Origin of the sequence: Pseudomonas sp. 18-147, from assembly GCF_051048045.1 — a bacterium.
In the GTDB taxonomy this organism is placed as follows: domain Bacteria; phylum Pseudomonadota; class Gammaproteobacteria; order Pseudomonadales; family Pseudomonadaceae; genus Pseudomonas; species Pseudomonas aeruginosa.
This window is the reverse complement of sequence record NZ_CP182296.1, coordinates 6065756-6090199: the sequence shown is the minus strand read 5'-3', so window position 1 is coordinate 6090199 and position 24444 is coordinate 6065756. Positions and strand designations below refer to the sequence as shown.

The following is a 24444-nucleotide window of genomic DNA, read 5'->3' as shown; positions in this document are numbered from 1 at the left end:
AGGGGGCTCAGTCCAGGTCGTAGGCCTGGACGCCGAGGTCGCGGCTGTCGTACCAGTTGCCGCGGGCCCAGAACACCCGGTCGTGCGCCTCGTCGAAACCGAGCACGCCGAGGTAGCCGGCGATGTCCAGGCGGCGCCAGGATGAGCCCCAGTCGTCCGAGTAGTACACCGCGTTGGCGGAGACGCTCGCCGGCTCTTCGTCGGGATACAGCCACAGCGGCACTTCGTAGTGGCTCATGGTGTTGGCCAGCAGCACATTCCTGCCCATGTAGAACTCGCGCAGCCCGGAACTGGACGGCAGGGGCCAGAACGGGCTGGGCAGCTTGCCGGTGATCTTCCATTCGAGCGCGTCGCGATCGAGCTCGGCGATCAGCGAGCGCGATTCGTCGGGGTGGTCGAGCACTGCGATCACCCGACCGTCCATGTTCTGTTCCAGGCGCTCGACGGCCACGCCGTCGGTGCGCCGGATCGCGCCCATCTGCCAGCGTCCGCCCTCGCGGCGCAGTTCGGCCTGGGTGGTGACCAATATCGAGCTGGTCAGGTAGCGCCCCTCGGGTGGGCCATAGCGGAAGGTCTGGCTTACCCAGATCGCGGCGCGCTCCGCGTCCAGTTGGGCGACGTGTGCCTTGATCTGCCCGTGCTTGCCGTTGTAGTCGCCCCAGCTGACGCCGTTCGGCGCCAACTCGCGGGCGTAGGCGAGGTCGACCAGCAGCGGCGCGGAGGTGGCGATCGACTCGACACTGGCGCCGCGGTCGGGCGAATAGAACAGCCCGCTCGGCTGGCCGGGTTCCTGGCCGCCATCGGCACCGCCGTATTCGAAATCACCCCAGACCCAGACTTCGTCCTTGCCGTGGAAGCTCGGTGCGAGAGCCCAGCCCAGTCGATTCGCCTCGGCCATGAAGCCTTCCTCGAGCCGCCGCCAGCTCTTGCCCTGGTCGTCGCTGCGCAGCACCACTGTCTGCTCGCGCTGACCGTTGTCCTTGCCCGGGCGCCGCAGGCCGGTGAGCAGGAAGACGCTGGAACCGTCCGGCGTGACTTCCAGGCAGGCGGTCTCGCCGAGCCGCGCCACTTCGTGGAACACGCCGTCCGCGCCCAGGCGCGAGACAGAGGTGGTTTCCGGATCGCCGCCGGATAGCAGCATGCCGTTGAGGAAGTTGAAGAGGTGGGGTTCGGACTCTTCTTCCCTGGGCTGGGCGGCCGCCACCAGGTCCAGGTCGATGACGCCCTCGGGCAGAGCCTGCTCGTCGCGGCCGACCTCGCGCCGGCCTACCAGCCAGGTGCCGGCGGGCGTCGCCCGCACGCCGGTGCAGAATTGCTCCATGGCGCGCTGGTCGATGTTCTCGACCTTGCCGACGGTGCTCTCGCCGGGGCTGGCGCCGCCTATCTCGAACTTGGCGCTGGTGAGGATCCAGATGAAACCGAGGGGAATCGCGCCTGCGACCAGCAGGGCGGCGGCGAGCAGGGGCATGGGAGGGGAAGGGCGGGCCATCGGTGCGTCCGTGCAGGAATGACGAGGACGTCACCTTAACCGCTGCCGCGACGCCGGTAAACCCGGCTTCAGTGCGGCGCCTGGCGTGGGTTGACGTTGCGGTTGCCGCGCTCGCCGATGAGCATCTGCGGCGGTACCAGCTCGATGCCCTGGGCGCGCAGCTTCGGCAGCTCCCGCGCCAGCACGTCGAGGGTGGCCTTGTGCGGGTGGCCGATGAGCAACGCCGAACCCTGCTTGCGGGCCAGGGCGACGCCGGCCTGCAGTTGTGCGGAGACCGCTTCCGGTGTGGCTTCGTTGTCGAGGAACACATCGCGCGAGACGCTCGCCAGGCCGATCCGTTGCGCCTCGCTGGCGGCCACGGTGGCGGCGCTGGTGCGGCTGTCGACCAGGTACAGGCCGCGACGCTGGAGTTCCTCGGCGAGCCAGGCCATCGCCGGGCGCACCGCGGTCATGCGGCTGCCCTCGTGGTTGTTCAGGCCTTGCACGAACGGCACCTTGGCCAGCGCCGCGTCCAGCCGCCGCGCACGCTCTTCCTGGGTCAGCTCCGGCCGCCAGGCGTAGGGACCGCCGGCCGGGTCCATCGGCATGTGCAGGATCACCGTGCGCCCGCGCTGGTGCGCCTCGCGGGCCAGTTCGGCGGCATGCGGGGTTTCCGGGATGATCGCCAGGGTTACGCCGGGGGGCAGGTCGAGAACCCGGCGGTCGCGTGCCAGGTTCTGCCCGAGGTCATCGATGACCACGGTCAGCAGCGGCGGGCGCTGGTAGGGGACGGGGTCCTGGCGGGCCTGGGCCTGGTTGAACAGCAGGCACAGGCCCAGCAGGGCAACGCGGAACGCCGACATCAGTTGCCGCGGGTGACGCTCAGGCCTTTCAGCAGGCTAAGGGCCTGGCTGAGCTGGTAGTCGGAATCCTGCGGGCGCTCGCTCGGCGCGGCACGCTTGCCGGTGGGGCGGTCGGCGCCGCCGTTGCCGTTGGCCAGGTGGCCCTGCAGGTCGGCTTCCTTGAAGCCCTCGAAGCTGCTCCGCTCCTGGGTCACCTTGGCGCGTCCGACTTCGATGTCCGGAACGATGCCCTGGGCCTGGATGGAGCGCCCGTTGGGGGTGTAGTAGAGCGCGGTGGTGAGCTTCAGGGCGCGGTCGTTGTTCAGCGGCAGCACGGTCTGCACCGAGCCCTTGCCGAAGCTGTCGGTGCCCATCAGGATCGCGCGCTTCTGGTCCTGCAGGGCACCGGCGACGATTTCCGCCGCCGAGGCGCTGCCACCGTTGATCAGCACCACCAGCGGAACCTTGTCGCTGGGATCGGCCGGGTCGGCGCTGAAGCGCAGCTCGGAGTTGGCGATGCGGCCCTTGGTGTAGACGATCAGGCCCTTGGTGAGGAAGGCGTCGGCTACCTCGACGGCGGACTGCAGCACGCCGCCGGGGTTGTTGCGCAGGTCCAGGACCAGGCCCTTGAGACGGCCCTTGTTGTCCTTGCGCAGCTGGTTCAGCGCCTTGACCACTTCCTCGCCGGTGTTGACCTGGAACTGGGTGATGCGCAGGTAGGCGTAGCCGGGTTCGAGGACCTGGCTCTTGACACTCTTGACCTTGATGATGGCGCGCTTGAGTTCGACGTCGAACGGTCTGCCGCCATCGCGGACGATGGTCAGGGTGATCGGGGAGCCGGCCTTGCCGCGCATGCTGTCGACCGCTTCGGTCATCGACTGGCCCTTGGTCGGCTTGCCGTCGATCTGCACGATCAGGTCGCCGGGCTGGATGCCGGCGCGGGCCGCGGGGGTGTCGTCGATCGGCGAGACCACCTTGATGAAGCCGTCTTCGCTGCCGACCTCGATGCCCAGGCCGCCGAACTCGCCGCTGGTGCTTTCCTGCAGCTCGGCGAAGTCCTCCGGGCCGAGGTAGGCGGAGTGCGGGTCGAGGTTGCTGAGCATGCCCTTGATGGCGTTCTCCAGCAGGGTCTTGTCGTCCACTGGCTCGACATAGGCGGCCTTCACCCGGTCGAGAACCTCGGCGAAGGTACGCAGCTCGTCGAGGGGCAGCGGGGCACTGCTACCGTTGGCCAGTGGCGCGGCGTCGGCCGGGGCGTCGGCAGCCTGGGCCGCGCCCGCGCCGAGCAGCAGGGCCAGCGCCAGGGTGGTGGGACGGAAGCAATGCAGCATGTTCAGCTCCTAATCACGAGTTCGGCGCCTATCCCTGTGCGCGGCACCAGGTAGTAGGGTCCGCCGGGCGGCCCTGATGGCGAATGGCGAAGTACACGGCCGGGCTACTCTGGCCGCCGCTGGTTCCAACGGTGGCGATCGGGTCTCCGGCCTTCACGGTGTCGCCGGCGTCTTTCAGCAGGCTTTGATTATGGCCATAAAGGCTGAGGTAGCCGCCACCGTGGTCGAGGATGACCAACAGGCCGGCTCCGCGCAACCAGTCGGCGAATACCACGCGTCCGCCGTGCACCGCGCGGACGGTGCTGCCGGCGCTCGCCGAAATCAGTACGCCGTCCCATTTCGCCCGCGGATCGTCGCCGCGCTGGCTGCCGAAGCGCGCCACGACGCGGCCATTCACCGGCCACGGCAGCTTGCCGCGGGCCGAGCCGAACGCGCCGCCGTAGACCGCGCCAGTGCTTGAGACCAGCGGGCCCGGCGCAGGTTCGCGCGGCGGGCTGGTGACTCGTCCGGGGGCGGCCTGCTGCTGGCGCGCACGCTCGCGTTCGGCGGCCAGCGCGCGCTGGCGCTCGCGCTCCGCCGCGGCGGCGGCTTCGCGGGCCTGGCGGGCCAGGGTTTCCTCGATGGTCCGCAGTACCTTGGCCAGCTCGGCCTGGTCCTGTTGGCGGGACTTGAGCTTCTGGTCGCGTTCGCGGTAGTCGCTGTTCAGCTTGGCCAGGGCTTGCTGGCGCTCCTTGCGGGTCGCTGCCAGCGCCTCGCGGCGGCTGTCCAGCTCGCCTTGCTTGCTCAGTTGTTCGGCTTTCTGCGCAGAGATGTCCTGCTCGACGTTGGCCAGCTGGCGGAGGGTTTCGTTGAAGCTGGCGAGCTGTTCGAGACGGGCTTTGTTGATGTAGTCGTAGTAGGTGAGGGTGCGGCTGAATTTTTCCGGGTGTTCCTGGTTCAGCAGCAGCTTCAGGTATTCCTCGCGTCCACTCTGGTAGGCCGCGCGGGCCTGGATGGCGAGGAGGCGCTGCTGCTCAATGCGCGCGTCCTGGAGTTTTTTTTTCTCCCCATCCAGCCGTTTCAGCTCGGCTTCGCTCTTGTCCAGCTCGTCCTGCAGGGCCTTGATCTGTTTTTCCAGGTCGCCCATCTCGGTCTCGGTGGACTTCAGCTGCTTCTGCACGCCGCTCTTTTCCTGCTGGATGCCGTCCAGCAGCTTCTTCAGCTCGCCGATGTCCTTCTGCGTCTGTTCCAGCTGGCGTTGGGTGTCGGCGCGCTCGTCGGCGAAGGCCGGAGCGAGACAGGCGAGGGATAGCAGGAGAGGAAGGAGGCGGAGCATAGGGTGGCGGGCACCTGGGAATTGGACCGGCCTAGTATGCCCGTGGCCGCCGTTAAAAAAAACGCCCCGCACCGCGCGCTGTGGGGCGCTTCCACGTATTTCAGCCAGATGGCAGCGGCGGATGTCGTCGACGACGAAGGCCACGGGCATCAGGCGGGTCTGTAGAGCGGGTAGGTGAACAGCAGCAGATGCGTCAGGTTCAGCCCGAAGTGGAACAGCGTCGCCACCCACAGGCGGCCGCTCCACAGCCAGGCCAACCCGTAGATCAGCCCGGCGAGGCCGGCGAACAGCATCAGCAGCGGGCCGCCGGCGAAGTGCGCCAGGCCGAACAGCGCCGAGGCCAGCGCCAGGGCGGGCCAGGGGCCCAGCCATTGGCCCAGGCGTTGCTGCAGGTAGCCGCGGAACAGCGCTTCCTCGGCAAGGGAAACGAAGAACAGGTTGGCCAGGACGAACTGCCAGAGCCAGGCCGGCGCGTGGAGTTCCGGCCGCAGCAGGCCGACGCCGACAGCCAGCAGAAGCAGCGCCGGCACCGCCGCCACGAGCAGCAGCCAGTGCCAGGGGCGGCCGGGAGCGCGGGCTTCGTCGCGGAACAGGCTCGGCAGGCAGGCCAGTAGCAGGAACGGCACCAGTGCCTTGTCGAAGTTGAAGTACATGGTGAACGGCAGGCTCTGCGGGCCGACCACCGCCTTGTCCAGGATCCTGGGGTTGGCGAAGCCGGGTAGCAGGTGCAGGAACAGGCCCACCGCGCCGGCGACCAGCAGCAGCTCCAGGCCCAGGGCCCAGGCGCGGCGTGCCGCCAGGCGCCGGCGCAACAGGGCGAGGACGCCCAGTGCAGCCAGGGCGGCGACCGCAGGCGGAGCGAGAACCCCGTCGTAGAAGGCGAGGCAGCAGGTCGCGAGCAGCAAGACGAGGGCCAGCAGGCGCTGGAAGGACAGGGCGAGGAGCGAGGTGGCGAGGAGGAACCACATCGGCGGAAATCCTTGTAGGGCAGATGGAAAAGACAGCGCGGGCAAGGCTAGCACGGGCCTCGGCGACGTAGCGGGAGGCAGGGGGAAGACGCGGAAAATGAAAACCGCGGCACACGTCTCGACGCCGCGTGGCCAGGCCTGTCGGCCGATCGGCAGCGTTAAAGCGGGGAAGGTGGCGTCGAGGAAACAGGGCGCGGCGCCCGGCCCGCTACGGCGGATAACGTCGCAGGCGTTATCCGTCGATGGCCTGCAGAAGCGGCGGATAACCGCGACGCGGTTATCCGCCCTGCGCGGGAGTTCGTCGTTCGCGGATCAGCCGAGGGTGACGATGCTGCGACCGGTCATTTCCGCCGGCTGCTCCAGCCCCATGAGGGTCAGCATGGTCGGCGCCACGTCGGCCAGCACGCCGCCTTCGCGGATGCTCAGCTTGCGCTTGCCGACGTAGACGAAGGGCACCGGTTCGCAGGTGTGCGCGGTGTGCGCCTGGCCGGTGGACTCGTCTTCCATCTGCTCGACATTGCCGTGGTCGGCGGTGATCAGGGCTTCGCCGCCGACCTTGTCCAGCGCCTCGACGATACGGCCCATGCAGGTGTCCAGGCACTCCACGGCCTTGACCGCGGCCTCGAACACCCCGGTGTGGCCGACCATGTCGCCGTTGGCGTAGTTGACCACGATCACGTCGTAGCGCTGTTGCTCGATGGCCTCGACGATACGGTCGGTGACTTCCGGCGCGCTCATCTCGGGTTGCAGGTCGTAGGTGGCGACCTTCGGCGAGGGGATCAGGATGCGCTCCTCGCCCTCGTAGGGTTCCTCGCGGCCGCCGGAGAAGAAGAAGGTCACATGGGCGTACTTCTCGGTCTCGGCGATGCGCAGCTGGGTCTTGCCATGCTTGGCCAGGTACTCGCCGAGGACGTTGGTCAGCGGCTCCGGCGGGAAGGCGCAGGGCGCCGGGATGCTCGCCGCGTACTGGGTCAGCATGACGAAACCTGCCAGCTGCGGGGCTCGTTCGCGGGGGAACTCATTGAATGCCGGCTCGACGAAGGCGCGGCTCAGCTCGCGGGCGCGGTCGGCGCGGAAGTTCATGAAGATCACCGCGTCGCCATCCTCGACCCGCACCGCTTCGGCGCCGGCCGGGACCACCGCGGTGGCCTTGACGAATTCGTCGCTCTCGCCGCGGGCGTAGGCGGCCTCGAGGGCTGCCACCGAGGAGTCGGCGGTGAACTCGGCCTTGCCGTCGACGATCAGTTCATAGGCGGCCTGGACGCGGTCCCAGCGGTTGTCGCGGTCCATCGCGAAATAGCGGCCGATGATCGAGGCGATGCGGCCCTTGCCGAGCCCGGCGAAGGTGGCGTCGAGACGCTCCAGCGACGGCTGCGCGCTTTTCGGCGGGGTATCGCGGCCATCCAGGAAGGCATGCAGGTAGATCTTGCCGGCGCCGCGCCTGGCGGCCATCTGCGCCATCGCCACCAGGTGGTCTTCATGGCTGTGTACGCCGCCCGGGGAGAGCAGGCCGAGGATGTGCACCGCCTTGTCGGCGGCGACGGCCTTGTCGACCGCGCCGGCGATCACCGGGTTTTCGAAGAATTCGCCGTCGCGGATGGCCTTGGTGACGCGGGTGAAGTCCTGGTACACCACGCGGCCTGCGCCGAGGTTCATGTGGCCGACCTCGGAATTGCCCATCTGGCCGTCGGGCAGGCCGACGTCCATGCCGGAGCCTGAGATCAGGCCGTGCGGCTGGGTTGCCAGGAGGCGATCCCAGACCGGCTTCTTCGCGGCGTAGATGGCGTTGTAGTCAGGGCTTTCGCTGTGGCCGAAGCCGTCCAGGATGATCAGGACCAGGGGTTTGGGCGTGGCAGTCATATGTCCGGCTCTATTTCCGCGGGGTTCAGAAACTGACCAAATTTAGTGGGAACATTGTCGTTCAAGACGTAGGAAGAGGCTGATTGATTAAACCGATGACGCCGATCCGCAACCGAATGCCGCTATCCTCGCTCCCTCTGTCCCGCCCGAACCGTGCCCGGGCCGGAACTGGCCAGCTTCACAGAAAAGGACCGGCATTCTAACCGTGAAGTTTCCCGCGACGCCATTTCCTGGAGCCGAGCGGGGCGCCGCCCGGCGGGTTCCCCCCTGGCCGGCGCGGTCTGTATACTGGCCGGCATTTTTACGCCCTGGATATCCGTCACCATGCAATTCGTTTCCCGTCTGATCGAGTTCGCCACCAACCACTACCTGCTGGTCGCGGCGCTGCTGGTCCTGCTGGTCCTGCTGTTGCTGCACGAGCTGCGCAAGGGTGGCAAGAGCCTGTCGACCCGCGAGCTGACCGCGCTGGTCAATGCCGACCAGGCGGTGGTCCTGGATATCCGTCCGGCCAAGGAGTTCGCCAGCGGGCACATCGTCGACGCGCTGAACATCCCGGCCGACAAGCTGAACAGCCGCATGACCGAACTGGAAAAGTACAAGGGCAAGACCGTCATCCTGGTCGACGCCATGGGCCAGCACTCCGGTACCTGGGGCGGCGTCCTGAAGAAGGCCGGCTTCAACGCCGCCAAGCTGTCCGGCGGGATCGGCAGCTGGCGCGGCGACAACCTGCCGCTGGTGAAGTGACATGCCGCCCGTCGTGATCTACACCACCGCCTGGTGTCCGTACTGCATCCGCGCCAAGCAGTTGCTGCAACGCAAGGGCGTGGACTTCCAGGAGATCGCCTGCGACGGCAAGCCCGAACTGCGCGCCGAGCTGGCACACAAGGCGGGATCGACCACCGTGCCGCAGATCTGGATCGGCGAGACCCATGTCGGCGGCTGCGACGACCTTCATGCACTGGAGCGCGCCGGCAAGCTGGACGCGCTGCTGTCTGCCTGAAACCATTCATGAATTGACCCAAGGGAAGGCCCGAAAATGACCGAGCAAGCTACCAACGGCGCTGCCGACGAGCAGCAACCCCAGTTCTCCCTGCAGCGCATCTACCTGCGCGACCTGTCGTTCGAGTCGCCGAAGTCACCGGAAATCTTCCGCCAGGAATGGAACCCGTCCATCAGCCTGGACCTGAACACTCGCCAGAAGCAGCTGGACGGCGACTTCTACGAAGTGGTCCTGACCGTATCGGTGACCGTGAAGAACGGCGAGGACACCACTGCCTTCATCGCCGAAGTGCAGCAGGCCGGCATCTTCCTGATCAAGAACCTCGATCCGTCGAGCATGAGCCATACCCTTGGCGCGTTCTGCCCGAACATCCTCTTCCCGTACGCTCGCGAAGCCCTGGACAACCTGGTGGTACGCGGTTCGTTCCCGGCGCTGATGCTGTCGCCGGTGAACTTCGACGCCCTCTACGCCCAGGAAATCGCCCGCATGCAGGCCTCCGGCGAGATCCCGACGCCGTCGGTCCAGTAAGCCCAGCGCTTGCGAAGAAGCCCGCCTTGCGCGGGCTTTTTCATGCCTGCCGGCCGGCTCAGTCCATGGCGAAGCCGAGCTGGCGCCAGGCTTCGTAGACGGTCACCGCCACCGTGTTGGACAGGTTCAGGCTACGGCAGCCTTCGCGCATCGGCAGGCGCAGGCGCCGATCGGTTGGCAGGGCGTTGCGCACGTCCTCCGGCAGTCCGCGGCTTTCCGGGCCGAAGAGGAAGGCATCGTCGCGCTGGTAGGCCACTTCGTGGAAGGCCCGCGACCCCTTGGTGGTGAAGGCGAACAGGCGTGGCTGGCCGAGGGCCTCGAGGCAGCTCTGCAGATCCGGGTAGCGGCGTACGCTGGCGTATTCGTGGTAGTCGAGGCCGGCACGGCGCAAGCGCTTGTCGTCCAGTTCGAAACCGAGCGGCTCGATCAGGTGCAGACTGCATCCGGCGTTGGCGCAGAGCCTGATAATGTTGCCGGTATTCGGAGGTATCTCCGGTTGAAACAGGATGACGTGGAACATGCAGGGCTCCGGAGCAGATAACGGGCGGCATTCTACCTCCGCCATCGACGATCTGCGGCGCCAGCGCTGGAAAGTCTGGGGTGCGCTGGTGCTTGCCGGGTTGTTGTTCGGGCTGATGCTCGGCAGGTTGTTCGGTCCCGCTTCGCTGCCGACGTCTGCGCCGCAACTGCTGGCGGTCGGGGAGAGCGAGCAGGGCCTGGTCCTGCGCTTCGATCGTCAGGCTGCGGTTACGGCGGCACGGGTGGAGGGTGCCCTGACGTTGCGCATCGTCGCCCGGGGCGCGGCGCAGCAGGGAGACGGGCGATGGCTGGGCCAGCCGTTGCGCTGGCGCGTCCGCGAGGAGGGAAAGGCGCTGCTGTTGAGCCTGGTCTCGACCCGCCCCTTGCAGGGGCGCTGGCAGTGGTCGGAGGATGGCGAGGGCTGGCGCCTGGTCGTCGAACTGCAGGAGCGCGACGGCCGGGAATAAAAGGGGGAATTCTCAGCCTGCCTGTACCGAGGTCCCCAAACGGGAGGGCGGAGGCGCGGATCACTGCGCTACCGCCGGGCATAAAAGAGGGGAGTTCTCAGCCTGCCTGTACCGAGGTCCCCGAAACGGGTGTGGCGGTTGCGCGCGGATGCTGCGTCTGCCGCCGGGTGTAAAAGAGGGGATTCCCCAGCCTGCCTGTACCGAGGCCCCCGAAATCTTCGTTATCTGCTCCAATGCAGGGGCTGTGCCAATTCTCATGAGCGCGCTGGCGGCGCGCTCGCTTTCCTGAAGGATTGTGGATAAGTCTGTGGGCGAGCTGGTGATGAATGCCTCTGGAAGCCCGTGGATCAAGGGCTTGGCGGCATCCCAGGGGTTTGTGGGAAGTCGATTGCGGAAAAATGACGGAGCGGGCTTTTCCGCCAGCGATTGATGCCGATTTGTCGCCTGCTGGTGCACGCTGCCCAAAATCCGGGCAAGGGCCGCAGCCCTGCCGAACCGGCGGATAACCGCGATGCGGTTATTCGCCCTACGCCACGGTTTGATCGACGGTGCCGGGCGGGCGCTCGCCGAGGTTGGGGCTGTGCTGCGGACGGTAGGGCGAATAACGCCATAGGCGTTATCCGCCGCGGCCCTGCACAATCGGCGGATAACCGCGATGCGGTTATTCGCCCTACGCTACGATTTGACCGGTGGTGCCGGGCGGGCGCCCTGCCGAGGCCGGGGCGGCGTCTCGCTTGGCAGGGGCGCGCGACGGACCATGAAAAACGGGGCCCGAAGGCCCCGTTGGGTCGCTCATGGGAGCAGTGGCGCTTCAGTCGTCGCCTTCGTCGTCGGCTCCATCGACGTTCATCCCCAGCTCCTTGATCTTGCGGGTCAGGGTATTGCGGCCCCAGCCGAGCAGCACGGCGGCATCGCGGCGGCGGCCGGCGGTGTGCTTGAGGGCGGTTTCTATCATGATCCGTTCGAAGGCCGGCACGGCGCTGTCCAGCAGGTTCGACTGGCCGCGGCCCAGCGCCTGGTCGGCCCACTGGCGAAGGGCCTGTTCCCAGTTCGCCGCCGGCGCGCTGTCCTGCGGCTGGGTCAGCAGCTCCGGCGGCAGGTCGTCGATGTGCACCTCGCGGCCGGAGGCCATCACGGTGATCCAGCGACAGGTGTTCTCCAGTTGGCGGACGTTGCCCGGCCAGCCGAGGTTCTTCAGGTACTCCTCGGTTTCCGCCTTCAGCAGCTTGGGTTCCACCGCCAGCTCCTGGGCGGCGCGGCTGAGGAAGTGCCGGGCCAGCGCCGGGATGTCCTCGCGGCGGTCGGCCAGCCGCGGGATGTGGATGCGGATCACGTTCAGGCGATGGAACAGGTCCTCGCGGAACTTGCCGTCGCGCACCAGGCTTTCCAGGTTCTGGTGGGTGGCGGCGATGATCCGCACGTCGACCTTCACCGGCGTGTGCCCGCCGACCCGGTAGAACTCGCCGTCGGCCAGGACGCGCAGCAGGCGGGTCTGGGTGTCGGCCGGCATGTCGCCGATCTCGTCGAGGAACAGGGTGCCGCCATCGGCTTGCTCGAAGCGTCCGCGGCGCTGGGCGGCGGCCCCGGTGAAGGCGCCCTTCTCATGGCCGAACAGCTCGGATTCCATCAGGTCCTTGGGGATCGCCGCCATGTTCAGCGCGATGAATGGCGAGGCTGCGCGCGGGCTGTGGCGATGCAGGGCATGGGCGACCAGCTCCTTGCCGGTACCCGATTCGCCGTTGATCAGCACGGTGATGTTGGAATGGCTGAGGCGGCCGATGGCGCGGAATACCTCCTGCATCGCCGGCGCCTCGCCGATGATCTCCGGCGTGCGCGCCTGGTTCGCCGGCAGCTCCAGGCCCTGCTGCTCCTGGGCGTGCTGGTTGGCGCGCTTGACCAGGGAGACCGCCTCGTCGACGTCGAACGGCTTGGGCAGGTATTCGAAGGCGCCGCCCTGGTAGGAGGCCACCGCGCTGTCGAGGTCGGAATGCGCGGTCATGATGATCACCGGCAGGCGCGGATGCAGTTCGCGGATCTGCGCCAGCAGGTCGAGGCCGCTGGCGCCGGGCATGCGGATATCGGAGATGATCACGTCCGGCTGCTGCCGGCCGAGGCGGCCGATCACGCTGTCGGCGCTGTCGAAGCTCACCGTGGTCATGCCTTCCTGTTGCAGGGCTTTTTCCAGTACCCAGCGGATGGAGCGGTCGTCGTCGACGATCCAGACGGTCTCTGATCGGCTCATGGTCAATGCACTCCTTGTTCCAGGGGCAGGAACAGACTGAACACGGTATGGCCGGGGTGGCTCTCGCATTCAATCAGCCCCTGGTGCTGGCTGATGATGTTCTGGGCGATGGCCAGGCCGAGTCCGGTACCGTCCGGACGGCCGCTGACCATGGGGTAGAAGATGGTTTCCTGGAGCTCGGCCGGAATGCCCGGGCCGTTGTCGATGATCTCCACCTTGCACACCAGGCGGTGACGCGTGTGGCCGATGGTGAACTGGCGCAGGGTACGGCTGCGCAGGGTGATGCGACCGAGGCGCAGGTCGTTCTGCCCGGCGATCGCCTGCATGGCGTTGCGTACCATGTTGAGCACGGCCTGGATCATTTGCTCGCGGTCGAGCAGCAGGTCGGGGATGCTCGGGTCGTAGTCGCGGACCAGGGTGATGCTGCCCTGGCTCTCCGCTTCCACCAGGCTGCTGACCCGCTCCAGCACTTCATGGATGTTGGTCGGCGCCAGGTTCGGCAGTTTGTTCGAGCCGAGCATGCGGTCCACCAGGTTCCGCAACCGGTCGGCTTCTTCGATGATGACGTTGGTGTAGTCCTTCAGCGACTCTTCCGGCAACTCGCGAGACAGCAGTTGCGCTGCGCCGCGGATGCCGCCGAGCGGGTTCTTGATCTCGTGGGCGAGCCCGCGCACCAGCAGTTTGGTGGTCTCCTGCTTGGACAACTGCGCTTCTTCGCGGGTGATCCGCATCAGCCGGTCGCGCGGATGGACCTCGAGCAGCAGCAGCGTCTCGTTGCGGTTGAGGATGGGCGTCACCGCATAGTCGACCGTGATGCTGACGCCGGTGATCGAGGTCAGGGTCGCTTCGCGCTTGGTGAACGGATGCGCCTGTTCCACCGCCTGGCGCAGCGAGTTCAAGGCTTCCGGCGATTCGGTGAACAGCTCGCTGATGAATTGCCCGTGGCTGCGCTGGCCGCTCACGGCCAGGAGCATCTCCGCCGCCGGGTTCATGTACTCCAGGCGCAATTCGCCGTTGAGCAGGATCACCGCGGTGGTCAGGTTGTCGAGCAGCAGTCGGTGCAGGGTATCGGTCGGCATGGCGGGCAGCTGTTCCAAGGTTGGGCAGGAAAATGCAAAAAGCAAACCAGGCGCCGAAAAGGCGCGTTTTTTCTGCCGAGGCGCTGGCTAGAGGTGCGCCGGGAAGGTTTTCGGCGACGAGCGGTGACCCGAAATGGGGACAGTATAGAAAGTGGTGCGGGTAATCGCACCAATCTGGTGCGTTGGCGTGGCCGGCGGCGTTTTCGCCAGGAGAATCGGGAAATAAACCGGAAAATCCCGCCCACCGTGGAGTGGGCAGGGGAAGTTCGGCTAGCGCTCGCTTGGCTCTATCGCGCTGACCAGCGGCGTATCGACCTCCGGCAGGGGTTGCCCGGCGATGCTCACTCGATGCAGGTGGAAGGGCTGGCTCGGGGTGCTTTCGACGGTCATGCCGTCGCCATCGATGATTTCCACTGCGACCTGGTGGGTGCCGCGATCGAGGTTCTTCAACGGGAACACCGGGCTGCGTCCCGGCACTCCGGCAGGCTTGCCGTCGAGCAGCAGGCGATAGCGATGGCCGGGCAGCAGCGCCGGCTCGCTGGTGACGGTGACGATGACGTCGCCGCTGTTGGCGCGCAGGGTTGCGTCCGGTTCGGGGAAGAGGATGCGCAGTAGCTGGTAGGCCGGCGGCTTCACCTCCAGCGGCGCGGCGGGCGGACGATAGCGTATGCCCGGCGGCGCCACGCTGTTGCCCGGCGCCAGTTCGACGCGTTGGGCCTTGCGCCCGCTGGGCGGCTGGTCGGTGTAGACGCGGTTGCCCTCGGCGTCGATGTAGGTGTAGACCCCCGCTTGCGCGGCGCAGGCCAGGCACAGCAGGAGGGCGCCGAGAATGCGCGGGATCATCGCTTCTTCCCGAGGTGCACGCGCTGCACGGTGAAGGTCACCGGCGGGCTGGATTGCAGCACCCGTTCGCCGTTGAGTACCTGTACCGCGAGGCTGTGGTCGCCGCGGTCGATCTCGTGCAGGGTGAAGCGGGTGCCGCTGCTGGGCGTGCCGTAGGGTTTGCCGTCCAGCACCAGTTGCAACTGGTGGCCGCTGTGCAGGGCCGGGCGGATGCTGACGCTGACGTTGAAGGTGCCGTTGTTGGCGCGCAGCGCCTCTTCCGTGGGGAGGTCGCTGAGGGCAAGGATCTCGTAGGCGGCGGCCTCGCTATCGGCGGCCGGGGCATTGCCCGCGGAGGACTTTTCCGGCGTGTCGATTCCTACGGTATTGGTCGGCTGCAGTTCGACGGTCTGCGCCTGCACCCCGTCTGGCGGCTGGTTGGTGAATACCTTGTTGCCGTTGGCGTCGGTGTATTGGTAGATCTGCGCCATGGCCGGCAGGGCGGCGGCCAGGAGCAGGCAGCTGGTGATCAGGCGCATGGACGGTCTCCGGGTGAACCTGCCAAGCGTTGCACCGCATCGGCGCGCTGGCAAGCCGTGCATTGTGCGGCATGCGGGTATTCGAAGGTGTGCGCTGGGGCACGTTGGCGGTCGCTGTGCCCCGCCGCGCGGCTGCGTTCGTCTCAGCCGGCACTGGCGGGGCGAACCCTCGTTGCGCCAGAGTGTCTGTGCTTGCGCCGCCGGCCGGCGGCCCCGTTCGAAACGGCGGGTGTCCGGCTTGTATGATGCGGCTGTTTCGGTTTCTCACCTTGGGGACTGCCTTTCTCGTGCCGATCATCGCCCGCTTCACCCTTCGCTCCCGCGTCCTGGCGGCCCTGCTGCTGTGCCTCTGCGCCGCTCTGTTCTACTCGCCGCCGGGCGCCGCGGCGCTGCCGAACCCGTTGGCGGGGAGTTCCTCCGGTGGCGAGAAGGTCAGCGATGCGCAGTTGGAACAATCGCTGAACCAGGTCATCCAGACCCTGGAGAACGACAGGCAGCGCGCCGACCTGCTGAAAAAGCTGAAACAGCTGCGCGACGTGACCAAGAAAGGCAAGGAAAGCGAGGGTGGGGTGCTGGGGCTGATCGGCGATACCCTGACCAGCCTGGAGAAGCAGTTCCAGGGCGCGAACAGCCCGGTCGCGTTATGGGGCAACCAGTTCCAGCTGGCGCGTGCCGAACTCGAGGAGCGCTTTCCAAGCTGGCGCGACCTGCCGGCGATGGTCTTCGATTTTTCGGTGGTGATCCTCCTCTGGGCCTGCCTGGCCAGCGCGCTGCTCTGGCTCAGCCGGCGCATGCGCGAGCGCTTCGGCCTGTCGGCGGAGTTGCCGCAGCATCCGAAGACCCGCGACCTGCTGCTGTTCTCCCTGCGCAAGCTGGGCCCCTGGCTGGTGGCCTTCCTCATCACCCTGTACCTGTCGGTGGTGCTGCCGGACTCCCTGAGCAAGACCCTGGCGATGGTCATGGCCTATGTGCTGGTCTGCGGCACGCTGTTCTCCGCGCTGTGCGTGATTTCCCTCTCGCTGCTCAGCGGCCCGCACCGCCAGCGCGCCCTGGATATCCTGCGGCGCCAGGCGTTCCGCCCGTTGTGGCTGATCGGCAGCCTCGCCGCGCTGGGCGAGGTCGCCCACGATCCGCGGCTGATCGCCGGCCTCGGCGAGCACACCTCGATCTGCCTGAGTACCCTGGCCAACGCCAGCGCCGCGCTGTTCACCGCCTTGTTCGTGATGCGTTTCCGCCGGCCGATCGCCCACCTGATCCGCAACCAGCCGCTGGAGCGCCGCCTCAAGCGCCGTAGCCTGCACGACCTGGTGCAACTGGTCGGCTCGCTGTGGTTCGTGCCGGTGCTGGTGCTGGTGGGGATTTCCCTGTTCGCCACCTTCGTTTCCGCCGGCGACAGCAGTTCGGCGTTGCGCCGGGCGCTGGTCTGCGCGGTGCTGGCGGTGGTGGCGATGACCGTGATCGGGCTGATCCGCCGCCGTTCCAGTCGGGTCGGCGCCGGCCCGCGCCGCAGCGCGCCGTACATCGAGCAGTTGCAGAGCTTCGGCTACACCCTGCTGCACATCTTCGTGGTGCTGTTCTTCATCGAGGTCGCCTTGCGCGTCTGGGGCATGTCGCTGATTCGCTATGCGGAAGGCGAGGGCGAGCAGATCAGCATGAAGGTAGTCAGCTTCGGCACCACCCTGCTGGTCGCCTGGCTGATCTGGATCCTCACCGATACCGCGATCCAGCACAGCCTCGGCCTGGGCGGCAAGAGCCGGCCGAACACCCGCGCGCTGACCATGCTGCCGCTGATCCGCAACGTGCTGTTCGCCACCATCGCGGTGATCGCCCTGATCGTCGCCCTGGCCAACATGGGCATGAACGTCACCCCGCTGCTGGCCGGTGCCGGCGTGATCGGCCTGGCCATCGGCTTCGGTGCGCAGTCGCTGGTGGCGGACCTGATCACCGGCCTGTTCATCATCATCGAGGACTCGCTGTCGATCGACGACTACGTCGACGTCGGCGGCCACCTTGGCACGGTCGAGGGCCTGACTATCCGTACCGTGCGCCTGCGCGACCTGGACGGCGTGGTGCATACCATCCCGTTCAGCGAGATCAAGAGCATCAAGAACTACTCGCGCCAGTTCGGCTACGCGATGTTCCGCTGGCCGGTGCCGGCGAGCATGCCGATCGACGACGCGGTGGCGCTGGTGCGCGAGGTCGCGATGGAGCTGCGCAGCGACCCGGCGGTCTACCGCAACCTGTGGTCGCCGATGGAATTGCAGGGCGTGGAGAGTTTCGACAACGGCCAGGCGATCCTGCGCTTCCGCTTCAAGACCGCGCCGATCAAGCAGTGGGAGGTCCAGCGGGCGTTCAACCTGCGCCTGCGTCGGCGCCTCGACCAGGCCGGCCTCGAACTGTCCATGCCGCGTCTCAACGTACAGTTGAGCCGGGCGCCCAAGGCGAAATCCGCGGAACCGGACGAGCAGGGCACGCCGGCGGACGGCGGCATCTAGCGCGACAGGATGACCCGGCAGATGCGGCGCATGTCGCGGTCGTCGATGCCGTCGCACTGCCACGGCGCACGCGATACCACGGCCCGGCACTGGCGGCGCATGTCGCGGCTGTCGATGTCGTCGCAGCGCTTGCGGTCGCCGCGGACGATGGCGCGGCACTGGCGGCGCGTGTCGCCGTCGCGGATGTCGTCGCAGTCGTAGCGCTGTCCCGGCGCCAGCAGCGCGCCGCAGTAACGCCGCAGGTCGCGGCTGTCGATGTCGCCGCAATCCCCGCTGTCGCCGCGTTCCAGTGCGTTGCACATGCGCCGCAGGTCGCGGTCGTGGATATCGCGGCATTCGGTGCCGGCCTGGGCGGGCAGGCTGAGGATGGCGGCAAGCAGGAGCCAGAGAGAGTGACGCATGGACGGTCCTTATCCTTGGGGCGGGGAGCGCGGCAAGTCTAACCGAACGGCGCGGCGAACTTTGCGTTTCTCCATGGGCCGGCCCATAAAAAAGGCCTCCCGAAGGAGGCCTCAAGAGGGTGACTCGTTGTTATAGGAAAGGGTGGATCAGACGCTGTAGTACAGGTCGTATTCCAGCGGGTGCACGAAGGTGCGCACCTTGATCTCTTCTTCGCTCTTCAGCTCGATGTAGGCATCGATGAACTCGTCGGTGAACACGCCGCCCTTGGTCAGGAACGCGCGGCCCTTGTCGAGCTCTTCCAGCGCCTCTTTCAGGCTGCCGCAAACCTGCGGGATTTCCTTCGCCTCTTCCGGCGGCAGGTCGTACAGGTTCTTGTCGGCGGCATCGCCGGGGTGGATCTTGTTCTGGATGCCGTCCAGGCCGGCCATCAGCAGCGCGGCGAAGGCCAGGTAGGGGTTGGCTGCCGGGTCCGGGAAGCGCGCTTCGATACGGCGGGCCTTCGGGCTGGATACGTAGGGGATACGGATCGAGGCGGAACGGTTGCGCGCCGAGTAGGCCAGCATCACCGGAGCTTCGAAGCCCGGGACCAGGCGCTTGTAGGAGTTGGTCGAGGGGTTGGTGAAGCCGTTCAGGGCCTTGCCGTGCTTGATGATGCCGCCGATGAAGTACAGGGCGGTCTCGGACAGGCCGGCATAGCCTTCGCCGGCGAAGGTGTTCTTGCCGTCCTTGGAGATCGACATGTGCACGTGCATGCCCGAACCGTTGTCGCCGTACAGCGGCTTCGGCATGAAGGTCACGGTCTTGCCGTAGGCGTCGGCGACGTTGTGCACGCAGTACTTCAGGGTCTGCACTTCGTCGGCCTTGGCGACCAGGGTGTTGAACTTCACGCCGATCTCGTTCTGGCCGGCGGTTGCCACTTCGTGGTGGTGGACTTCGACCACCAGGCCCATTTCTTCCAGGGCGTTGCACATGGCGGTGCGGATTTCATGGTCGTGGTCGACCGGCGGTACCGGGAAGTAGCCGCCCTTCACGCCCGGGCGATGGCCCTTGTTGCCGGACTCGATGTCGGCGTCGGTGTTCCAGGAAGCCTGCTCGGAGAAGATCTTGAACATCGAGCCGGAGATGTCGGACTTGAACTTCACTTCGTCGAAGATGAAGAACTCCGGCTCCGGGCCGACGAACACGGTGTCGCCGATGCCGGTGGACTTCAGGTACTCCTCGGCGCGCTTGGCGATGTTGCGCGGGTCGCGCTCGTAGCCTTGCATGGTGCTCGGCTCGATGATGTCGCAGACCAGGATCAGGGTCGGCTCTTCGGTGAACGGATCGAGGACGGCGGTGCTGTCGTCCGGCATCAGGATCATGTCGGAGGCTTCGATGCCTTTCCAGCCGGCGATGGAGGAGCCGTCGAACATCTTGCCGGCTTCGAAGAACTCATCGTCCAGCGCGTCGCGAGCCGGCATGGTGACGTGTTGCTGCTTGCCCTTGGTATCGGTGAAGCGCAGGTCTACCCACTTCACGTCATGGTCTTTGATCAGTTGGTGCGACTTGTACGACATGCTGTCCTCCAGGAGGGATTAGAGCTGGGAGCTTTTTCTGTGCCCCAGTATCGGGTGATGCCGGCCGGAATACACCGCCAGGGCAACCTGCCTCACAAGTGAGCAAGTTGCGTGCCAGTGCCCGGAATCGGGCAGGGCCCCATGTTTGGCGGGGCCAGGTCTTCTTCAGGGTAGCTGGGCGGCCTTCGGGTGCACCGTTATGGTGCTCCATGTTGGTGCATCATTCCATTTTGGTGCAGCAAAAATAACTGTGCATATTTCTGCTCAATACGTGAGCAATTTCAGATATAATTCCGCCCCTTTTTTTCCGTCGCCCCGCGCGTTCGCGTCCCTCGCATGAAACTCATCGTCAAGACCTTCCAGGAAATCACCATCAAGAGCCGGCCGGTGCGCAAGCGCTTCATCCGGCAGTTGGCGAAGAACATCCGCGCGGTGCTGCGCGACCTGGACCCGGAGCTGAAGGTCGAGGGCGAGTGGGACAACCTGGAGGTAGAGACCGCCGTGGTCGACGCCAAGGCCAGGCGCGAGATGATCGAGCGCCTGACCTGCACCCCGGGCATCGGTCATTTCCTCGAGGTCCACGAGTATCCGCTGGGCGATTTCGACGACATCCTCGCCAAGTGCAAGGCGCATTTCGGCGACCAGTTGGCCGGCAAGACCTTCGCCGTGCGCTGCAAGCGCGCCGGCAAGCACGCGTTCACCTCGATGGAGGTGGAGCGTTACGTCGGCAGCGGCCTGCGCCGCGAATGCGGGGCTGCCGGGATCGACCTGAAGCAGCCGGAAGTCGAGGTGCGGATGGAAATCCGCCTCGACCGCCTGTTCGTCATCCATCGCCAGCATCCGGGCCTGGGCGGCTATCCGCTGGGCGCGCTGGAACAGGTGCTGGTGCTGATGTCCGGCGGCTTCGACTCGACCGTGGCGGCCTACCAGATGATGCGCCGCGGGATGATCAGCCACTTCGTGTTCTTCAACCTCGGCGGGCGCGCCCACGAACTGGGGGTGATGGAAGTCGCCCACTACCTGTGGGAGAAGTACGGCCGCTCGCAGCGCGTGCTGTTCGTCAGCGTGCCGTTCGAGGAAGTGGTCGGCGAGATCCTCACCAAGGTCGACGACAGCTATATGGGCGTGACCCTCAAGCGCATGATGCTGCGCGCCGCCAGCCGCGTGGCCGAGCGCCTGGAGCTGGACGCGCTGGTGACCGGCGAGGCGATCTCCCAGGTGTCCAGCCAGACCCTGCCGAACCTCTCGGTGATCGACCGGGTTACCGACACCCTGGTGCTGCGCCCGCTGATCGTCAGCCACAAGCAGGACATCATCGACACCGCCCGGCAGATCGGCACCGCCGAGTTCGCCCGGCACATGCCGGAATACTGCGGGGTGATCTCGGTGAACCCGACCACCCAGGCCAAGCCCTACCGCGTCGAGCACGAAGAGTCGAAATTCGACATGGCGGTGCTCGAGCGCGCCCTGGAGCGCGCCACCCAGCGCACCGTCGACCGGGTGATCGACGAACTCGGCCAGGACCTGCAGGTGGAAGAGGTCGGCGAGGTGCTGCCCGGTCAGATTGTCATCGATATCCGCCATCCTGATGCCCAGGAAGACGAACCCCTGGCCCTGGAAGGCGTCGAAGTCCAGGCGCTGCCGTTCTACGCGATCAACAGCCGCTTCAAGGAACTGGACGCCAACCGCCAGTACCTCCTGTATTGCGACAAAGGGGTGATGAGCCGCCTGCATGCCCATCACCTGCTCAACGAGGGGCACACCAATGTGCGTGTTTATCGTCCGGCTTAAGCAGCCGGGCTTGTTCGGCGGCAGCATCCGCCACCGTCCTCCCGACACGTCCGCCGCCTAGGCCGATGCCCGCCCTTCGGCGTGCCGGCCGGACCGGGGCAGCGTCCGCCTGCTGCCCGCCCCTTAATTGAAGAAGCCTGTCGTGTCGGGCGCCGCCCTGTCCGACCCCACCACCGCCGCGAAGCCGCGCTTCGGGCGTTAAACGAGACAAGACTTGTGATCGAAAATCTGCGCAACATCGCCATCATCGCCCACGTCGACCATGGCAAGACCACCCTGGTGGACAAGCTGCTGAAGCTGTCCGGCACCCTCGACCGCAAAGAAGCGGAAAGCGAGCGGGTGATGGACTCCAACGACCAGGAAAAAGAGCGTGGCATCACCATCCTGGCGAAGAACACCGCGATTAAGTGGAACGGCTACAACATCAACATCGTCGACACCCCCGGTCACGCCGACTTCGGCGGCGAGGTGGAGCGCGTGATGTCGATGGTCGACTCCGTGCTGCTGGTGGTCGACGCCCAGGACGGCCCCATGCCGCAGACCCGCTTCGTGACCCAGAAGGCCTTCAAGGCCGGCCTGCGTCCGATCGTGGTGGTGAACAAGATCGACCGCCCGGGCGCGCGTCCGGACTGGGTCATCGACCAGATCTTCGACCTGTTCGACAACCTCGGCGCCACCGACGAGCAACTCGACTTCCCGATCGTCTACGCCAGCGCCCTGAACGGCATCGCCGGCCTCGACCACGAGAAGATGGACGACAACATGGACGCGCTGTTCCAGGCGATCATCGACCACGTCCCGGCCCCGGTGGTGGACACTGAGGGTCCGTTCCAGATGCAGATCTCGCAGCTGGACTACAACAGCTTCCTCGGCGTGATCGGTATCGGCCGCATCACCCGCGGCAAGGTCAAGTCCAACACCCCGGTGGTGGCCATCAGCGACGACGGCAGCAAGCGCAACGGCCGCATCCTGAAGATCATGGGCCACCACGGCCTGCAGCGCGTCGAGGTGGCCGAGGCGGAAGCCGGCGACATCGTCTGCGTCAGCGGCATGGAGGAGCTGTTCATCTCCGATACCCTGTGCGACCCGCAGAACGTCGAGGCGCTGCCGCCGCTGACCGTCGACCAGCCGACCGTGAGCATGACCTTCCAGGTCAACGATTCGCCGTTCGCCGGCCGCGAAGGCAAGTTCGTCACCAGCCGCAACATCAAGGAGCGCCTGGAGAAGGAACTGCTGCATAACGTGGCGCTGCGCGTCGAGCCGGGCGACAGCCCGGAGAAGTTCAAGGTTTCCGGCCGTGGCGAACTGCACCTGTCGGTACTGATCGAGACCATGCGCCGCGAAGGCTTCGAGCTGGCCGTGGGCCGCCCGGAAGTGGTGATCATCGAGAAGGACGGCGAGAAGCAGGAGCCCTACGAGAACGTCACCATCGACATCGAGGAGCAGCACCAGGGCTCGGTGATGGAGCAGATGGGCCTGCGCAAGGGCGACCTGAGCAACATGATTCCCGACGGCAAGGGCCGCGTGCGCCTGGAGTACACCATTCCGGCGCGCGGCCTGATCGGCTTCCGCAACAACTTCCTGACCCTGACCTCGGGCACCGGCATCCTGACCTCGACCTTCAGCCACTACGGTCCGATCAAGGCCGGCGAAGTCAGCAACCGCCAGAACGGCGTACTGGTCTCCATGGCCACCGGCACCGCGCTGACCTACTCGCTGGAGACCCTGCAGAGCCGCGGCAAGCTGTTCCTCGGCCCGGGCGACGAAATCTACGAAGGCCAGTTGGCCGGCATCAACAGCCGTGACAACGACCTGGTGATCAACCCGACCAAGGGCAAGAAGCTCGACAACATGCGCGCTTCCGGCAAGGACGAAGTCATCGCCCTGGTTCCGCCGATCCGCTTCACCCTCGAGCAGGCGCTGGAGTTCATCGCCGACGACGAGCTGGTGGAAGTGACGCCGAAGTCGATCCGCCTGCGCAAGAAGATGCTCAACGAGAACGACCGCAAGCGCTACGAGCGCAGCAAGGTCTAAACCGTTGCCGTACCGGCGCGCCGCAACGGCGTGCCTCGCGGCCGGCAGGCAGGGCAGGGGTGCCCGGCCTACCGGCCGTTTTGCTATGCGCCGGGCGCTTTCCGGCGTGGCTTGATGGCCCCCGCGGCAGCGGCCCGCAGCAAGCGGCGGAACGTCGGGCAGTCCATGTGCTCGCGCGCCGGACAGGCCGCGGCATGCCGCAGGCCGTCGCGCATGGCGGCGAGGCGGCGGATCGTCCGGTCCAGTTCGTCGGCCTTGGCCGCCAGCGCCGCGCGGTCGATCCGCAGCGCGCCGTCGGCTGCGCCCATGCCGGCAATCTCGTCCAGCGACAACCCGGCGGCGCGGCCCAGCCCGATCAGCGCCAGCCGCTCCAGCACGCCTGCATCGAACAGCCGGCGCAGGCCGTGCCGGCCGCTGGAGGCGATCAGTCCCTTTTCCTCGTAGTAGCGCAGGGTCGAGGCCGGTACCCCGGATCGTCGCGCGACCTCGCCTATGTCCAGTTGCCGCATGCCCTTGACCTCAAGTCGACTTGAAGTGGAAGACTAGCGTTTCGGCACCTGGGCCGTGATGAAATACAGACGAGGTGAACCTCATGTGGGACGAACGCTATGCCGCCGAAGAGTATGTCTACGGAACCGAACCCAACGCTTTCCTGAAGGAGCATGCGCAGCGGCTGGCCGGGCCGGTGCTGAGCGTCGCCGAGGGCGAGGGGCGCAACGCGGTGTTCCTCGCTTCGCTGGGGCTGGAGGTGCTTGGCGTGGACGGCTCCGCCGTCGGCCTGGCCAAGGCGCGCCGGCTGGCCGAGGCGAAAGGCGTGTCGATCGACACCCTGGTGGTCGACCTGGCGGACTACGAACCGCCGGCAGCGGCGTTCGGCGCGGTGGTGTCGATCTTCGCGCACCTGCCCAGTCGCGTGCGCGGCAGACTCAACCGCCTGCTGGAGCGTTCGCTGCGACCGGGCGGTCTCTTCCTGCTGGAGGCCTATCGGCCGGAACAGCTCGGCCGCGGCACCGGCGGCCCGGCAGACGTCGACATGCTGGTGAGCCGTGCGGCGCTGGAGGCTGAGCTGCCGGAGTGCGAAGTGCTGCTGGCGCGGGAAATCGAGCGCGAGGTGGTCGAGGGCCGTTTCCACACCGGCGCGGCCTGCGTGGTCCAGTTCATCGCCAGGAAGAGGTAGCTCGCCACG

At 66.7% G+C, this 24444-nt stretch carries 22 protein-coding genes; 8 read left to right on the top strand and 14 right to left on the bottom strand.

What is annotated here, in order from left to right:
• Positions 1-7: 7 nt before the first annotated feature.
• The 6 genes from ACM0M4_RS28710 to gpmI form a co-directional block, all read right to left on the bottom strand.
• Positions 8-1489, bottom strand: a complete 1482-nt coding sequence (locus ACM0M4_RS28710; protein ID WP_434323750.1) for a hypothetical protein — start codon at positions 1487-1489, stop codon at positions 8-10.
• A gap of 68 nt (positions 1490-1557) precedes the next feature.
• The gene (locus ACM0M4_RS28705) at positions 1558-2331 is read right to left on the bottom strand and encodes a divergent polysaccharide deacetylase family protein (RefSeq protein ID WP_003096069.1); all 774 of its coding nucleotides are present in this window, start codon (positions 2329-2331) and stop codon (positions 1558-1560) included.
• On the bottom strand, positions 2331-3641 hold the full coding sequence (gene cptA, locus ACM0M4_RS28700) for a proteolytic complex protein CptA (RefSeq protein WP_003096067.1): 1311 nt from the start codon (positions 3639-3641) through the stop codon (positions 2331-2333). The genes ACM0M4_RS28705 and cptA overlap by 1 nt, the downstream gene beginning before the upstream one ends.
• A 28-nt stretch (positions 3642-3669) precedes the next feature.
• Positions 3670-4956: a murein hydrolase activator EnvC family protein gene (locus tag ACM0M4_RS28695; RefSeq protein WP_003123645.1), complete on the bottom strand. Its 1287-nt coding sequence runs from the start codon at positions 4954-4956 to the stop codon at positions 3670-3672.
• 149 nt (positions 4957-5105) lie between these two features.
• Positions 5106-5924 carry a CPBP family intramembrane glutamic endopeptidase gene (locus tag ACM0M4_RS28690; protein WP_019396205.1) on the bottom strand — a complete coding sequence of 273 codons (819 nt, stop codon included), beginning with the start codon at positions 5922-5924 and terminating at the stop codon, positions 5106-5108.
• A gap of 312 nt (positions 5925-6236) precedes the next feature.
• Positions 6237-7784 (bottom strand): 2,3-bisphosphoglycerate-independent phosphoglycerate mutase, encoded by a 1548-nt coding sequence (gene gpmI, locus ACM0M4_RS28685; protein ID WP_003114478.1) that lies wholly within the window; start codon positions 7782-7784, stop codon positions 6237-6239.
• 324 nt (positions 7785-8108) lie between these two features.
• Here gpmI and ACM0M4_RS28680 point away from each other — a divergent pair, with 324 nt between their 5' ends.
• From ACM0M4_RS28680 to secB, 3 genes are read left to right on the top strand one after another with little or no spacing between them, the layout of a single operon-like run.
• Complete coding sequence (locus ACM0M4_RS28680; RefSeq protein WP_034017179.1) at positions 8109-8528, top strand: rhodanese-like domain-containing protein; 420 nt, start codon at positions 8109-8111, stop codon at positions 8526-8528.
• Between the two features lies 1 nt (position 8529).
• Entirely contained in the window at positions 8530-8784 is a 255-nt protein-coding gene (gene grxC / locus ACM0M4_RS28675; protein WP_019396204.1) for a glutaredoxin 3, read from the top strand.
• A 36-nt stretch (positions 8785-8820) separates the two neighbouring features.
• The gene (gene secB / locus ACM0M4_RS28670) at positions 8821-9312 is read left to right on the top strand and encodes a protein-export chaperone SecB (protein WP_003096050.1); all 492 of its coding nucleotides are present in this window, start codon (positions 8821-8823) and stop codon (positions 9310-9312) included.
• A gap of 58 nt (positions 9313-9370) precedes the next feature.
• Here secB and trmL read toward each other — a convergent pair whose 3' ends face one another.
• Positions 9371-9832 (bottom strand): tRNA (uridine(34)/cytosine(34)/5-carboxymethylaminomethyluridine(34)-2'-O)-methyltransferase TrmL, encoded by a 462-nt coding sequence (gene trmL, locus ACM0M4_RS28665; RefSeq protein WP_003104666.1) that lies wholly within the window; start codon positions 9830-9832, stop codon positions 9371-9373.
• On the opposite strand from trmL, the gene ACM0M4_RS28660 reads away from it, so the two are divergent.
• Positions 9831-10298 (top strand): hypothetical protein, encoded by a 468-nt coding sequence (locus tag ACM0M4_RS28660; protein ID WP_003096038.1) that lies wholly within the window; start codon positions 9831-9833, stop codon positions 10296-10298. The two genes, trmL and ACM0M4_RS28660, sit on opposite strands and share 2 nt — an antisense overlap.
• An 811-nt stretch (positions 10299-11109) precedes the next feature.
• Here ACM0M4_RS28660 and ntrC read toward each other — a convergent pair.
• The 4 genes from ntrC to ACM0M4_RS28640 all read right to left on the bottom strand — a co-directional run bounded on the left by ntrC (position 11110) and on the right by ACM0M4_RS28640 (position 14980).
• A complete protein-coding gene (gene ntrC / locus ACM0M4_RS28655; protein WP_003104661.1) occupies positions 11110-12540 on the bottom strand; it encodes a two-component system response regulator NtrC in 1431 nt (476 codons plus the stop codon).
• 2 nt (positions 12541-12542) lie between these two features.
• Positions 12543-13619: a two-component system sensor histidine kinase NtrB gene (ntrB, locus tag ACM0M4_RS28650; RefSeq protein ID WP_003096033.1), complete on the bottom strand. Its 1077-nt coding sequence runs from the start codon at positions 13617-13619 to the stop codon at positions 12543-12545.
• A gap of 270 nt (positions 13620-13889) precedes the next feature.
• A complete protein-coding gene (locus ACM0M4_RS28645) occupies positions 13890-14462 on the bottom strand; it encodes a DUF4124 domain-containing protein (RefSeq protein ID WP_003114474.1) in 573 nt (190 codons plus the stop codon).
• Positions 14459-14980, bottom strand: coding sequence for a DUF4124 domain-containing protein (locus tag ACM0M4_RS28640; protein ID WP_003104660.1), 522 nt, complete (start codon positions 14978-14980; stop codon positions 14459-14461). The genes ACM0M4_RS28645 and ACM0M4_RS28640 overlap by 4 nt, the downstream gene beginning before the upstream one ends.
• A 287-nt stretch (positions 14981-15267) precedes the next feature.
• Here ACM0M4_RS28640 and ACM0M4_RS28635 point away from each other — a divergent pair, with 287 nt between their 5' ends.
• Entirely contained in the window at positions 15268-17475 is a 2208-nt protein-coding gene (locus tag ACM0M4_RS28635) for a mechanosensitive ion channel family protein (protein WP_003111156.1), read from the top strand.
• Here ACM0M4_RS28635 and ACM0M4_RS28630 read toward each other — a convergent pair.
• Positions 17472-17876 (bottom strand): hypothetical protein, encoded by a 405-nt coding sequence (locus ACM0M4_RS28630; RefSeq protein ID WP_003104642.1) that lies wholly within the window; start codon positions 17874-17876, stop codon positions 17472-17474. The genes ACM0M4_RS28635 and ACM0M4_RS28630 overlap by 4 nt on opposite strands.
• Before the next feature lie 147 nt (positions 17877-18023).
• Positions 18024-19433 (bottom strand): glutamate--ammonia ligase, encoded by a 1410-nt coding sequence (gene glnA / locus ACM0M4_RS28625; protein WP_003096016.1) that lies wholly within the window; start codon positions 19431-19433, stop codon positions 18024-18026.
• 336 nt (positions 19434-19769) lie between these two features.
• Between glnA and thiI the strand changes: the two genes are divergently transcribed.
• Together thiI and typA are read left to right on the top strand one after the other, a co-directional pair.
• Complete coding sequence (gene thiI, locus ACM0M4_RS28620) at positions 19770-21224, top strand: tRNA uracil 4-sulfurtransferase ThiI (RefSeq protein WP_003096011.1); 1455 nt, start codon at positions 19770-19772, stop codon at positions 21222-21224.
• Between the two features lie 216 nt (positions 21225-21440).
• Complete coding sequence (typA, locus tag ACM0M4_RS28615; RefSeq protein WP_003096009.1) at positions 21441-23258, top strand: translational GTPase TypA; 1818 nt, start codon at positions 21441-21443, stop codon at positions 23256-23258.
• 83 nt (positions 23259-23341) lie between these two features.
• Here typA and ACM0M4_RS28610 read toward each other — a convergent pair whose 3' ends face one another.
• Entirely contained in the window at positions 23342-23767 is a 426-nt protein-coding gene (locus ACM0M4_RS28610) for a helix-turn-helix domain-containing protein (protein WP_003114472.1), read from the bottom strand.
• A gap of 83 nt (positions 23768-23850) precedes the next feature.
• On the opposite strand from ACM0M4_RS28610, the gene ACM0M4_RS28605 reads away from it, so the two are divergent.
• Positions 23851-24435, top strand: coding sequence for an SAM-dependent methyltransferase (locus tag ACM0M4_RS28605; RefSeq protein ID WP_003110179.1), 585 nt, complete (start codon positions 23851-23853; stop codon positions 24433-24435).
• The last annotated feature ends 9 nt before the right edge of the window (positions 24436-24444 follow it).